This window comes from Haemophilus sp. HN_Hi10 (assembly GCF_049821985.1).
In the GTDB taxonomy this organism is placed as follows: Bacteria; Pseudomonadota; Gammaproteobacteria; order Enterobacterales; family Pasteurellaceae; genus Haemophilus; species Haemophilus influenzae_D.
The window spans coordinates 410,631-423,545 of sequence record NZ_CP187495.1 but is presented as its reverse complement, the minus strand read 5'-3'; the positions used below and the strand labels follow the sequence as shown (position 1 = coordinate 423,545).

Sequence of the window (12,915 nt, the reverse complement as noted above, 5' to 3'; positions counted from 1 at the left end):
TGTTGGATTACTAAATCTTTGTTTATGATGAGGGCTAATATAATTAGCCCCTACATGTTTGTCTATGATGTAGATAAATTGTAGGAGGGAATTACATTTGCCCTTTTAATCTACATATAATTGATCTTGTTCCCATAAAATAGGATTATTTTGAATATATTCATAAATCTGCAAATAGGATTTTTCATCACGAATAATATGTTCATAATAATTTCGCTGCCAAACATCAAAAATTTCACTATTTTTTCTTGCCCAAGATGTTACACCTGCTTTAAATCCACGAACTATTGAGCCAATTGTTTGAGATGTTCCCTTTTGTGGCAACTGCGTTACTCTCGATTGTAGGGGCAAATTACATTTGCCCTTTACCTGTTCAATAATTTCAATAATACCGTGTAAATGATTTGGCATAATAACAAATTCATCAATTCGTACTTGTGGAAAGAACATTGGAATATTTTCCCAACACTGTTTTACGTAATTCCCTAAATCATTTAATTGCATTTGTTGATTAATGATATGCCCAAATAGACATTCTTTATTTTTACAACAAATGGTGATGAAATAAAATCCTTCAGAACGATAATTATAATGTTTTAAACGAATCGATCTTCGATGATGAATACCTGCATTATATTTCGTAGTCATACATTCCGCTGTAATTGTTTTTATAGGGCAAATGTAATTTGCCCCTACAAGCGATCAATTTTATGCAACCATTTGCAAAACTATTGCCAACACTGCAGGCAACAACCCCTGCTTTACCAATATCCCCTTATTCTTCGTCGTAACCGCCCCAAAAACTGCGGCGATAATCACACAACCTAAAAAGAAATAAATCACCGAAATTTGGTTGATGGCATAACCAAAAATAATCCCTGCTGCCAAAAAGCCGTTGTATAACCCTTGATTGGCGAACACCACTTTTGCTTTCAATGGTGAACATTTCTAAATAGAGAATGTAGAAATGTTCAAGGGTGACAAGTGCAGTTAAAATATAGGCTAAAATTTCCATTAGAGCAGCCTTGCCGCGGCTTTATCCAAATACCACTCCGTCACCCCATTTTTTGCTTTAATTTTTGCTGCAGGGTAAGGCAAGTTTTTAGCTGGTGTCGTTTGGATTTCTTTTAAAATATCTGCTTTGCTTTCGCCAGTGACTAAATAGGTAATACGTTTGGCTTGTTCAATGAGTTTGGCTGTTTTAGAAATGCGGATTTGACCGCTTTCAGGGTGCTTAGCAATGACAGCTAGGTTTTCATCATCAAAATTAGTTTGATGTGGGAAGAGAGAGGCGGTATGACCATCAATCCCCATGCCTAAAATAATCCAATCAAAAACACCGTTTGGAATGACCGCACTTAATTCTTCTTCGAAGCGTTTTAGTTCAAAGTGCGGTTCATTTTCACCACGAATTCGATGGATATTTTCCGTTGGAATTTGAATATGATCGAATAAGAGTTTCTGCACTTCGCCATAATTGCTTTCAGGATCAGATGGCGGAACCATACGATCATCTCCCCACCAAAAATGCAGATTTTTCCAGTTAATTTGTTCCGCATAAGGTGATTTGGCTAAGGTTTTAAATAACAACTTAGGCGTTGAACCACCAGAAAGGGAAATATGTACGGGATGATTTAATTGACTATAAATCACAAATTCTTGTGCAATTTTATCGACTGCATGTTGAGCAGTTGGGAAGCTGATATAGTTCATTGATTTTCCGTTGGGCTTTAGCCCACAATTTATTATGTTAGTAAGAGCGGTGGGCTAAAGCCCACCCTACATTAGATTAGTTAAACTTTTTTCTTCATCAATCCACTTGGTTTACGCCACACTTTGCCTTGTTTTGCGATTAATTTATCAGCTGCAACAGGCCCCCAAGTGCCAGCTTCATATTCGTGAATACGACCGCCATTCGCTTTGTAATCTAAAATCGGTTGCACAAATTTCCATGCAGCATGCACAGCATCAGTACGAGCAAACAAGGTTGCATCGCCTTTCATCGCATCCAACAATAAACGTTCATAAGCGGTTAATACTTGCGTGCCTGCTAAATCTGCATAACGGAAATCCATTGATACTTCTTTCGCCTCAAAACCTGCACCTGGTTTTTTCAAACCAAAACGCATTGAAATAGCTTCATCAGGTTGAATACGAATAATCAATTTATTCTCTGGTGCATTTTGGCTGAATACAGGATGTGGCGTAGTTTTAAAATGGATCACAATTTCAGTCACACGAGCTGGTAAGCGTTTACCCGTACGAACATAGAACGGCACGCCAGCCCAACGCCAGTTTTCAATTTCACAACGCAATGAGATGTAGGTTTCAGTACGAGAATCTGCAGGCACACCTTTTTCTTCTAGATAGCCTTTTTCCATTTTGCCGTTAATTTCAGCCGCAGTGTATTGACCCAAAACAAGGTTATTCTCCATATCCTCCGAAGTTAATGGACGCAAACTATGCATCACTTTTGCAACTTCATCACGCATTGAATTCGCGTTAATAATCGCTGGTGGTTCCATTGCCACCATCGCTAAGACTTGCAATAAATGGTTTTGGAACATATCTCGCATTGCGCCAGAACCATCATAATAGCCACCGCGCTCTTCCACGCCAATAGATTCTGCACCAGTAATTTCTACATAATCAATGAAATTACGGTTCCAAAGCGGTTCAAACCAACCATTTGAAAAACGTAATACGAGCAAGTTTTGAACGGTTTCTTTACCTAAATAATGGTCGATACGATAAATTTGGTGTTCTTCAAAGAAACGGTGGATTTGTACGTCTAATGCTTGCGCTGTTTTTTCATCGTAACCAAAAGGTTTTTCAACGATAATACGTTTCCAGCCATATTCTTCCGTATTTAAACCATGTGCAGCCAAACACTCAGGAATCACGCCATAAAGACTTGGTGGAGTAGACATATAGTAAAGGGTGTTACCACAGGTTTGATATTTATCGTGAAGATCGTCTAAGCGTGGAACAAGTTTGCCATAATCTTGAGCATCAGATGTATTCACTGCTTGATAATAAAGATGAGAGCAGAAAGCATCTAAAGTGTCAGGTGTTGTTTCTTCATTATGAATTAACGCCTCACGCATTTTTTCGCGGAAAGTTTCATCGTTCAGGTCAGAGCGAGCAACACCTAGAACGGAAAAGTTTTCACTCAAACGCCCGATTTTGTAGAGATTATAAAGAGCTGGAATGAGTTTACGGTGAGTTAAGTCACCAGACGCGCCAAAGATGACGATACAGTTATTATCTGTTTGCATAATTATTCCTTATAAGATTCCGAGTAATATCGAAAATAATGCCGTATTCTAGAGAAAAAAACCAATCGAACCAATCAATTAAATTGAAAGACAGAACGCCAATCGAGTGATTGATCGCCCACCATGACAAAATGCGGATTAATCAAGGTTTCACGCTGGTTATAGGTTAAAGGCTCAAAATGAGAGTCAAAAATGGCACCGTGAGTTTCAGCAAGCAGAACTTCTGCCCCAGCGGTATCCCATTCGCCTGTTTGTCCTAAACGAACATAACAATCTACTGCGCCTTCAGCCACCAAACCGCTTTTTAAGCTACTTGAACCAACCACAACAAATTCACAAGGAAAATCCTTCGGCAAAATCGACCGCACTTTTTCTTGTGAAGTCGTTGCACCTACCGCAATTCGTAAAGGGCGGTCAAAATTTGTCGTGTTTTTAGTGAGTTTTTTTACCTGATCCAGTTGTTTTTTAAACGCGCCGAAATCACGCATTGCATAATAAGTTGTCGATAAAATTGGTGCATGAATAATGCTTAACACTGGTTTATTTTTACGAACTAAGGTAATCAACACAGAAAATTGATCGGTACGATTAATAAATTGTTGTGTGCCATCAAGAGGATCAATCAACCAATATTCTTTCCAATTTTTACGTTCTTCAAAGGAAATATGGCAATTTTCTTCCGAAAGAACTGGGACATTAGGGAAAAGTGCGGTCAATTTTTCTGTTAAAAATTGGCTCACAAAAAGATCCGCTTCCGTCACAGGCGTGTTGTCTTCTTTCAATTCAACATGAACCTGTTTTTGATAAAACTGTTGCAAATGCTTACCTGCTTGATAAGCAATCAGCAAGATTTGGTTGAGTAAATGTTCATTTAACGTCAGCATAAAATCATTCTCTTGTTTTTGGCAGCAACCACGGCATAACAAATAGAGCATAAAATACCATTCCGCATGTGCTCACTAATCCGAGAGATAACCCCCCTTCGGTCAACCAGCCCCAAAAGGACGTTTCTTGTTCGCCGAGCAATAACAAATAAAAATAAGATGCCATATTGCAATAAACAAATGAAATGATCGATGAAACTAATACAATCGAGGCAATATTATAACGTGTGTAACGGAATTTTGCGGCTAAAAGTGCGGTTAAAAATGCGGGAATTGTGGCGAGAAGAAATGCTGTGAGAGCATAGCTAGAAAAAGGAACGATAACACCACTTGAATCATCATCGAACCAAATCAAAAGTGCGGTAACGATGACCTGTAAAATCAGAGGGAAAAAAATAAGTGTTTTTAAGTAAAATTTCATAATGAAAAATAGGTTATCCAGAAGATAACCTATTCTAAAATAAATTTAAGGATTAATCAGATTTTTTCGCACGTAATACGCGAGATGCAAAAATCACAATGCCCACGATAAATACGATTAAACCTAACCACTCGCCAATCGTATCCCAATTTTCAAGATTTAAGGATAATGGCGCTTCAGAACCACCGGTGGTAACAGAAGCCGCAATAATAAATGCTAAAATGACACCCATTAAACTTTCGCCTACAATTAAACCTGCAGAGAAAAGCGTACCGAAACGTTCTGCTTTAGCTGACATTTCTTTGTTTCCAAGTTTTGCAATATGGCGGGCCATAATCCACGCTAAGAATGCCCCGACAATCACAGGCATATTAATTGATGGCGGTAAGTAAATACCAATCCCCACAGCAATGACTGGAAAGCCAAAGGCTTTGTTGCTGACTTTTTTCAAGAATGCATCAATCGTAATTAACACTGCACCTAAACCTACACCAGTTAAGATATAAGTCCACTCCAATTTATTTGTGAAAATACCTTGAGAAATGGTGGTCATTAACGTTGCTTGTGGCGCAGATAAGGCTTGTGACGGATCCATATCTGGGCGTGGCAATGCACCGCTGAAACCATATGCGTGATATAAGATTTCCAATACTGGTGCGATAACAAGCGCACCTACAAAGCAGCCGATAATTAATGCGACTTGTTGGCGCCAAGGTGTCGCTTCAACTAATAAACCTGTTTTTAAATCTTGTAGATTATCATTAGAAATACAGGCGGTAGTGATTACAATAGATGCCGTAAACAATGTAAGTGCGGTTAAAAATTTCTGACCATCTACGGTTTCAAATAAGCCCGAGGCATTACCGATTGACACCAATACTAATGAAATCACGATAACAGAAATAATTCCGATACCAGAAATTGGGCTTGAAGATGAGCCTACTAAACCTGCCATATAACCAGAAGCCGCTGCCACAAAGAAGCCGATAAATACAGCTAAGAAAGTACAAACTACCACTAATAAAATGGAAAGCTCAGGCGAAATTGGTGCCGCTGCAATAAAGTGATGTAATGAAATAACAATTAACGCAACCGTCGCAATTAAGATATAAATCATTGTTTTTGGAGAAAGGTCAATATCAATACGATTTTCCGATGCCTCTTGTCCACCTTTCAGCATACGGAAAGAATGAACCATCCCTTCAATCATTGGTTTCATTAAAATCAGCAATGTCCAAATCGCAGCAATACCAATTGTACCCACACCAATATAACGTACTTTGGTTTTCCAAACAGTCATCGCAGCATCAATTAAACTTGCATCCGCGGCAATATCTCCTGACATTGTGAAATATGGCACAGCCACACCCCAAGTCAAAATAACACCCACTAACATAGCGATACCGCCCACGATACCAATCAAATAACCCGCACCAAGTAATGCAAGAGAGAAACCCATTGGTAATTGGAACGCTGCTTTACTCGTTTGAATCCAAGCACTTGCACCATCAGCCATAACGCGTAAACCGTTAGTTAAAAATGCAACTAAGCTCGCTAAAACACCACCGTAAGCAATATCTTTCACTCCGCTGTCGCCATCTGTATGATTACCCGCTTTTAAGATTTCTGCAGCCGCTACACCTTCAGGATAAGGTAAATCACTATTTACCACCATCGCACGGCGTAGTGGAATAGTGAACAAGACACCCAATGTACCACCAGCAGAACAAATCAACATAGTTTGCCAGAATGGGAAGTCTTGCCAGTAACCCATCATTAATAAACCAGGTAAGACGAAGATCACAGAAGAAAGCGTACCAGCTGAAGATGCTTGAGTTTGCACCATATTATTTTCAAGAATGCTAGAATCTTTGAAAAATTTGAGTACTGCCATAGAAATCACAGCAGATGGAATAGATGACGCAAATGTCACCCCCACTTTTAGACCGAGATACACATTGGATGCAGTGAAAATTACCGTAATCAATGCGCCGAGGATAATTCCTCTAACGGTCAATTCTTTTAAGTTTTCGTTATGCATAAATTGTTCCTTGAGCTTAAAAAAGAAAACCGCTCAACCTTGTCAAAAACTTGACCATTTTTCAAGTTTTTTTAACATAAAATTTGTTTTATTGAAAAATATTTAAATTAACCTGTTTTAATTTTTTTTCATTTAATAAAAATCCTATTAAAGAATAAAATTTTTAATAACAGTTCATCAACATACTTTGTGGTACTATTTTGTCGAATCAAAATAAGGAGAAAATAATGGCAGAAAAAGAAGGTATTCGTTTAGATAAATGGTTGTGGGCTGCCCGATTTTACAAAACACGGAGCATTGCTAAAGCGATGATTGAAAGTGGTAAAGTGCATTACAACAATCAACGTGCGAAAGTAAGTAAAATTGTAGAAGTGGGTGCAATGTTAAAACTTCGTCAAGGAAACGAAGAAAAAGAAATTCAAATCCTTGCGTTAAGCGATCAACGCCGAGGTGTGCCAGAAGCGCAATTACTTTATCAAGAAACCGAAAGTAGCATGAAAAAAAGAGAAGAAATCGCGTGGGCAAGAAAAAATAATTCCCTTTCAATGCCCCATCCTGATCGTCGCCCAAATAAAAAAGAGCGGAGAGATTTATTGAAATTTAAACATCAAGATAAATTTGAATAAAATTTTACCGCACTTTCTGTGTTTTTAAGGTTTAATATCTCGCAAAATTGGATTTTGCATTGAAATCAAGGTTTCAGTGGATTGAATTTCATCTATTAACTGAATCTTGGTCGCCAAAACAGAATGTAGTTCTGCGATTGTGTGCGTCATCACCTTTAAGAAAATCGAGTAATTGCCCGTTGTATAATAGGCTTCCACTACTTCATCAAAACTTTCTAGCTTTTTGATTACCTTTTCATAATCTTTTGCACTTTTTAGAATAATGCCGATAAAACAACATACATCATAGCCTAATTTGCGTTCATCAATGATCACTTTTGTGCCTTTAATAATGCCCGATTGACGCATTTTTTCTACTCGCACATGAATCGTTCCTGGACTAACTCCAAAATTTTTAGCCATTTCTGCGTATGGTGTTCTCGCATCTTTAGTGAGTACACGTAATATTTTTTGATCTAAACTATCGATGTTGTGCATAAAACCTTCTCCTTTAGATTTTATTTAATTTTTTCCCAATGAATTGGATAATATTCAACCAGAAAAAGAAAGTAAACAAAATACTTGAAATAAAATCATCATTTACTGAATAATACTCAAAAATATTACTCCTCGTTAAAAAAGGTTATCAAAATGAAAAAGACATTTATTTTACAACAACAAGAAATTAGCTTTGTAAAGAACACTTTTACCCAAAATCTTATTGAGCAACTTGGCATTATTGAAGTGCAAGGCCCAATTTTGAGCCAAGTGGGTAACGGAATGCAAGATAACTTATCAGGCATTGAAAAAGCCGTACAGGTTAATGTGAAATGTATTCCAAATGCGGTGTTTGAAGTTGTGCATTCTCTTGCGAAATGGAAACGCCATACATTGGCTCGCTTCCACTTTAAAGAAGGCGAAGGCTTGTTTGTTCATATGAAAGCATTACGCCCAGATGAAGATTCTCTTGACCCAACTCACTCTGTTTATGTGGATCAATGGGACTGGGAAAAAGTGATTCCTGAAGGTCATCGTAATTTCACATACTTAAAAGAAACGGTAAATTCTATTTATCGTGCTATTCGTTTAACGGAATTAGCCGTAGAAGCACGTTTTGATATTCCTTCCATTCTTCCAAAACAGATTACCTTTGTGCATAGCGAAGATTTAGTCAAACGCTATCCAGATTTAAGCAGTAAAGAACGTGAAAACGCAATTTGTAAAGAATACGGCGCAGTATTCTTGATTGGAATTGGTGGCAAACTTTCAGATGGCAAACCTCACGATGGCCGCGCACCAGATTATGATGACTGGACAACAGAATCTGAAAATGGCTACAAAGGCTTAAATGGCGACATTTTGGTATGGAATGACCAATTAGGCAAAGCCTTTGAACTCTCCTCAATGGGTATCCGAGTAGATGAAAGTGCATTACGCTTACAAGTTGATCTAACGGGCGATGAAGACCGTTTAAAAATGGATTGGCACCAAGATTTATTAAACGGAAAATTACCATTAACTATCGGCGGTGGTATTGGTCAATCTCGCTTAGCAATGCTTTTACTTCGTAAAAAACATATCGGTGAAGTGCAATCAAGCGTATGGCCAAAAGAAATGTTAGAAGAATTTTCAAACATTCTTTAAAATCAATTAAGTAGATAACAAAAGTGCGGTAAAAATTAACTGCACTTTTTATTAGATAGAAAACTTAAAGAATACTTAATAGCTGGGAAAAATCATCAAACACCCAATCTGGATTGGATTCGCTGATAGGGATATTGTAATTGTAGCCGTAAGTTAAACCAACAACTGCACAGCCCGCAGCGTGAGCCGCAATAATATCATTTTTAGAATCGCCCACGAAAAGCACTTGGCGTGGTTCAAAACCAAATTTTCCGCATAAATAATAAAGTGGAGCTGGATGTGGCTTAATTGCAGGTAAGGATTGACCGCCCAACATTTCACTAAATAAATGATCAATGCCAAACGCTGCCAACACAGGTTGAACATGTCTTGTGGGTTTATTGGTAACAACCGCTAAGACATAGCCTTTTTCTTTCAAGGTTTCTAAGGTTTCTTTTACATTCGGATACAGGCGACTAACATTACATAAATTCTCGCCATAATAAAAATTAAAACGTTCCGTTACTTGCTTAACCTCTGTTTCAGTTAGCACTTTTCCTGTTTGTTTTTTCGCCCAATCTAACGCTCGGGCAATTAATACAGGCGCACCATTGCCGATCCAGGTTAAAACTAATTCTTCAGGTGCTTGCGGTAAATCAAATTCAGCCAAAGCAGAATTTACGGATAGTGCTAAATCAAGCAGGCTATTTACCAAGGTGCCATCTAAATCAAAGCCAATAAGTTTAAATTGTGTATTCATTGTTTTTCTCTATTTTGTTGCAATCCTATTCCATTAAAATGACAGTTATGCACTAACTCTCGCTAACTGTATACGCATTTGGTCAATAACTTGTTTATAATCTGGCTTACCAAAAATTGCGGAACCTGCTACAAACATATCTGCTCCAGCCGCGGCAATTTCTGCGATGTTATCAACTTTCACACCACCATCTACTTCAAGACGAATGTCATAACCACTTTCATCAATGATCTTACGAGCCTGTTGTAATTTCTTCAACGTTGCTGGTATAAAAGATTGTCCGCCAAATCCGGGATTCACTGACATTAATAAAACCACATCCACTTTATCCAAAACGTAATCTAAATAACTCAACGGCGTCGCAGGATTAAAAACTAATCCAGATTTACAACCACAATCACGAATAAGCTGCAAAGAGCGGTCAATATGTTCGCTAGATTCTGGGTGGAAAGTAATGTAGTTTGCACCTGCTTTAGCAAAATCGGGAATAATACGATCGACGGGTTTTACCATTAAATGCACATCTATCGGTGCGGTAATGCCATAATCACGCAAGGCGTGACATACTGCAGGCCCAAAAGTGAGATTAGGTACATAATGATTATCCATAACATCAAAATGAATAACATCCGCGCCCGCGTTAAGTACGTTTTGTACGTCATCGCCAAGACGTGCAAGATCAGCAGAAAGAATTGAGGGAGCGATAAGATAAGGTTTCATAAAGGTTCTCCGTTGAGAAAATGATTGCACTTAGTTTACTCACTTCAGTTCAAAAAACCAATAGCCATCCTGAGATGAAATAACAAGATAAACGAAGAAAGGGCACTTTGGTGCCCTTTCAGTTATGAATATAAATAGACGGAAATTTACACGTCCAAATTTGCTCTCAAAGCATTCAGTTCAATGAATTCACGGCGTGGCTCCACTTCATCTCCCATTAAGGTTGTGAAGAGTTGATCCGCTGCAACGGCATCCTTAATGGAAACTTTCAACATACGACGTGAATTTGGATCCATTGTGGTTTCCCAAAGTTGATCTGCGTTCATTTCCCCAAGTCCTTTATAACGTTGTACTTCAAGACCTTTACGAGATTCTTTCACTAGCCATTCAACGACTTGTTCAAAAGTACGCACTGGTTGTACTTTTTCGCCACGAATAACATAAGCGCCTTCTTCTAATAAACCATTGAGTTGTTTATTAAGAGAAACAATTTTCGCGTATTCATTGCCGTGAACAAAATCAAAATTCAAGAAATAATCGGTATCAATACCGTGTTTACGAACCGTAATCACCGCTTCATACACTTGGCGTTCTGCGTTAAATTGTGTACGCACTGAATATTGATGCGCTTCTGTTTCTTTTGCAGTCAGTTGTTCAACAAAAGATTTACCCCAATTTTCCACCGCACTTTCGTCTTTCATCATTTCAACAGAAATTGGCGACTGATAAATTAATCCTTGCAACACTGGGGTTGGATAATGGCGGCTTAAACGACCGATAAGTTTTTGTACGCTGTTATATTCTGCTACCAATTTTTCAAATACAAGGGCATTCATTGCTGGTGCATTTGCGCTGATATGTAATTCTGCGCCATCTAAAGCAAGCGTTAATTCATATTGCTCCATTTCATCCGCATCTTTAATGTAGCGTTCTTGTTTTCCTTTTTTCACTTTATAAAGTGGTGGCTGAGCAATGTAAACATAACCACGTTCAATAAGCTCAGGCATTTGACGATAGAAAAACGTTAAAAGCAACGTACGAATGTGAGAACCATCCACATCAGCATCGGTCATGATAATGATATGATGATAGCGTAATTTATCTGGGTTATATTCATCACGACCAATACCGCAGCCTAAGGCAGTAATCAATGTCCCCACCTCTTGGGAAGACAACATTTTGTCAAAACGTGCTTTTTCTACGTTTAAGATTTTACCTTTCAATGGCAAAATTGCTTGAGTTTTACGATCACGACCAACTTTTGCAGAGCCGCCTGCGGAGTCCCCCTCCACCAAGTAAAGTTCAGAAAGCGCAGGATCTTTTTCTTGGCAATCTGCAAGTTTACCCGGTAAACCTGCAATATCTAATGCCCCTTTACGACGCGTCATTTCACGGGCTTTGCGTGCTGCTTCACGCGCACGAGCTGCCATAATAATTTGGTTTACAATGATTTTTGCATCTGCAGGATTTTCCAATAAATATTCCTGCATTTTTTCATTCATCGCAGATTCCACCGCACTTTTAACTTCTGAAGACACAAGTTTGTCTTTAGTTTGCGATGAGAATTTTGGATCAGGCACTTTAACTGAAATAATCGCCACCAAACCTTCACGTGCATCATCGCCTGAAGTCGCCACTTTTTCTTTTTTCAGCATACCCTCGTTTTCCATATAGCTATTTAAGCTACGGGTTAAAGCCCCACGAAAACCTGCTAAGTGAGTACCGCCATCACGCTGAGGAATATTATTGGTAAAGCAATACACGTTTTCATTTACACCATCATTCCATTGCAATGCAACTTCTACGCCAATGCCATCTTTCTCAGCGGTAAAATAAAATGGTTTAGGATGAATTGGGTTTTTATTTTTGTTCAAATATTCGACGAATGCTTGAATACCGCCTTCGTAATGGAAATGATCTTCAGAGCCATCACGTTTATCAATTAAACGAATAGATACGCCTGAGTTCAAGAAAGAAAGCTCACGTAAGCGTTTTGCTAAGATTTTGTAATCAAAGGTTGTGATAGCAAAAATATCTGAGCTTGGCCAGAAACGCACTGTTGTACCTGTTGTTTCTGTATTACCAATTACAGTTAATGGTGCTTGTGGCTCCCCTAAATGATAGAACTGCTCGTGAACATGACCTTGACGACGAATAGTTAATTGTAATTTATCAGAAAGCGCATTCACTACAGATACGCCCACGCCGTGTAAACCGCCCGATACTTTATAAGAATTATCGTCAAATTTACCGCCAGCGTGAAGCACAGTCATAATCACTTCTGCTGCAGAAACGCCTTCTTCAGGATGAATATCCACAGGAATTCCACGCCCATCATCTTGTACCGACACAGAATTATCATCGTGAATTGTCACGATAATATCGGAACAATGGCCAGCGAGGGCTTCATCAATGGCATTATCCACCACTTCAAATACCATATGGTGCAAACCAGTACCGTCATCGGTATCGCCGATATACATACCAGGACGCTTACGCACTGCATCAAGGCCTTTTAATACTTTAATGCTCGATGCACCATAGTTATCATTGGTCGTTTCTGACATAATTTATCTCATTCTT

At 38.5% G+C, this 12,915-nt stretch carries 13 protein-coding genes; 2 read left to right on the top strand and 11 right to left on the bottom strand.

Annotation, left to right across the window (positions count from 1 at the left end):
- Positions 1-105 precede the first annotated feature (105 nt).
- From ACPT8Q_RS02110 to ACPT8Q_RS02080, 7 genes are all read right to left on the bottom strand, one after another.
- Positions 106-648 (bottom strand): transposase, encoded by a 543-nt coding sequence (locus tag ACPT8Q_RS02110; RefSeq protein WP_061671433.1) that lies wholly within the window; start codon positions 646-648, stop codon positions 106-108.
- Between the two features lie 60 nt (positions 649-708).
- Positions 709-936, bottom strand: a complete 228-nt coding sequence (locus ACPT8Q_RS02105) for a DUF1304 family protein (protein WP_015701734.1) — start codon at positions 934-936, stop codon at positions 709-711.
- A gap of 78 nt (positions 937-1,014) precedes the next feature.
- A complete protein-coding gene (gene pgl, locus ACPT8Q_RS02100; protein ID WP_015701735.1) occupies positions 1,015-1,713 on the bottom strand; it encodes a 6-phosphogluconolactonase in 699 nt (232 codons plus the stop codon).
- An 80-nt stretch (positions 1,714-1,793) separates the two neighbouring features.
- The gene (gene zwf, locus ACPT8Q_RS02095; RefSeq protein WP_038440511.1) at positions 1,794-3,278 is read right to left on the bottom strand and encodes a glucose-6-phosphate dehydrogenase; all 1,485 of its coding nucleotides are present in this window, start codon (positions 3,276-3,278) and stop codon (positions 1,794-1,796) included.
- A 74-nt stretch (positions 3,279-3,352) separates the two neighbouring features.
- A complete protein-coding gene (cysQ, locus tag ACPT8Q_RS02090; RefSeq protein WP_050949402.1) occupies positions 3,353-4,162 on the bottom strand; it encodes a 3'(2'),5'-bisphosphate nucleotidase CysQ in 810 nt (269 codons plus the stop codon).
- Between the two features lie 4 nt (positions 4,163-4,166).
- Entirely contained in the window at positions 4,167-4,583 is a 417-nt protein-coding gene (locus ACPT8Q_RS02085) for a hypothetical protein (protein ID WP_050949401.1), read from the bottom strand.
- A gap of 52 nt (positions 4,584-4,635) precedes the next feature.
- On the bottom strand, positions 4,636-6,624 hold the full coding sequence (locus ACPT8Q_RS02080) for an OPT family oligopeptide transporter (RefSeq protein WP_061671432.1): 1,989 nt from the start codon (positions 6,622-6,624) through the stop codon (positions 4,636-4,638).
- A gap of 227 nt (positions 6,625-6,851) precedes the next feature.
- Between ACPT8Q_RS02080 and hslR the strand changes: the two genes are divergently transcribed.
- On the top strand, positions 6,852-7,250 hold the full coding sequence (hslR, locus tag ACPT8Q_RS02075) for a ribosome-associated heat shock protein Hsp15 (RefSeq protein WP_050949398.1): 399 nt from the start codon (positions 6,852-6,854) through the stop codon (positions 7,248-7,250).
- Positions 7,251-7,274: 24 nt separating this feature from the next.
- On the opposite strand, the gene asnC is transcribed toward hslR, so the two are convergent.
- Positions 7,275-7,727: a transcriptional regulator AsnC gene (gene asnC, locus ACPT8Q_RS02070; protein WP_005649540.1), complete on the bottom strand. Its 453-nt coding sequence runs from the start codon at positions 7,725-7,727 to the stop codon at positions 7,275-7,277.
- A gap of 153 nt (positions 7,728-7,880) precedes the next feature.
- Between asnC and asnA the strand changes: the two genes are divergently transcribed.
- Entirely contained in the window at positions 7,881-8,873 is a 993-nt protein-coding gene (gene asnA / locus ACPT8Q_RS02065) for an aspartate--ammonia ligase (protein ID WP_005692036.1), read from the top strand.
- A 64-nt stretch (positions 8,874-8,937) separates the two neighbouring features.
- Here asnA and ACPT8Q_RS02060 read toward each other — a convergent pair whose 3' ends face one another.
- The 3 genes from ACPT8Q_RS02060 to gyrB form a co-directional block, all read right to left on the bottom strand.
- Positions 8,938-9,612: a phosphoglycolate phosphatase gene (locus tag ACPT8Q_RS02060; RefSeq protein ID WP_425627539.1), complete on the bottom strand. Its 675-nt coding sequence runs from the start codon at positions 9,610-9,612 to the stop codon at positions 8,938-8,940.
- A 45-nt stretch (positions 9,613-9,657) separates the two neighbouring features.
- The gene (gene rpe, locus ACPT8Q_RS02055) at positions 9,658-10,332 is read right to left on the bottom strand and encodes a ribulose-phosphate 3-epimerase (protein WP_050949396.1); all 675 of its coding nucleotides are present in this window, start codon (positions 10,330-10,332) and stop codon (positions 9,658-9,660) included.
- Positions 10,333-10,478: 146 nt separating this feature from the next.
- Complete coding sequence (gene gyrB, locus ACPT8Q_RS02050) at positions 10,479-12,899, bottom strand: DNA topoisomerase (ATP-hydrolyzing) subunit B (RefSeq protein ID WP_050949395.1); 2,421 nt, start codon at positions 12,897-12,899, stop codon at positions 10,479-10,481.
- Between the last annotated feature and the right edge of the window lie 16 nt (positions 12,900-12,915).

What these genes read in the sequence shown, in the direction of transcription:
- rpe (WP_050949396.1), bottom strand. Translation starts at nt 10,332, where the DNA reads ATGAAACCTTATCTTATCGCTCCCTCAATTCTTTCTGCTGATCTTGCA.
- cysQ (WP_050949402.1), bottom strand. Translation starts at nt 4,162, where the DNA reads ATGCTGACGTTAAATGAACATTTACTCAACCAAATCTTGCTGATTGCT.
- gyrB (WP_050949395.1), bottom strand. Translation starts at nt 12,899, where the DNA reads ATGTCAGAAACGACCAATGATAACTATGGTGCATCGAGCATTAAAGTA.
- ACPT8Q_RS02110 (WP_061671433.1), bottom strand. Translation starts at nt 648, where the DNA reads ATGACTACGAAATATAATGCAGGTATTCATCATCGAAGATCGATTCGT.
- asnC (WP_005649540.1), bottom strand. Translation starts at nt 7,727, where the DNA reads ATGCACAACATCGATAGTTTAGATCAAAAAATATTACGTGTACTCACT.
- ACPT8Q_RS02085 (WP_050949401.1), bottom strand. Translation starts at nt 4,583, where the DNA reads ATGAAATTTTACTTAAAAACACTTATTTTTTTCCCTCTGATTTTACAG.
- pgl (WP_015701735.1), bottom strand. Translation starts at nt 1,713, where the DNA reads ATGAACTATATCAGCTTCCCAACTGCTCAACATGCAGTCGATAAAATT.
- asnA (WP_005692036.1), top strand. Translation starts at nt 7,881, where the DNA reads ATGAAAAAGACATTTATTTTACAACAACAAGAAATTAGCTTTGTAAAG.
- zwf (WP_038440511.1), bottom strand. Translation starts at nt 3,278, where the DNA reads ATGCAAACAGATAATAACTGTATCGTCATCTTTGGCGCGTCTGGTGAC.
- ACPT8Q_RS02060 (WP_425627539.1), bottom strand. Translation starts at nt 9,612, where the DNA reads ATGAATACACAATTTAAACTTATTGGCTTTGATTTAGATGGCACCTTG.
- hslR (WP_050949398.1), top strand. Translation starts at nt 6,852, where the DNA reads ATGGCAGAAAAAGAAGGTATTCGTTTAGATAAATGGTTGTGGGCTGCC.
- ACPT8Q_RS02080 (WP_061671432.1), bottom strand. Translation starts at nt 6,624, where the DNA reads ATGCATAACGAAAACTTAAAAGAATTGACCGTTAGAGGAATTATCCTC.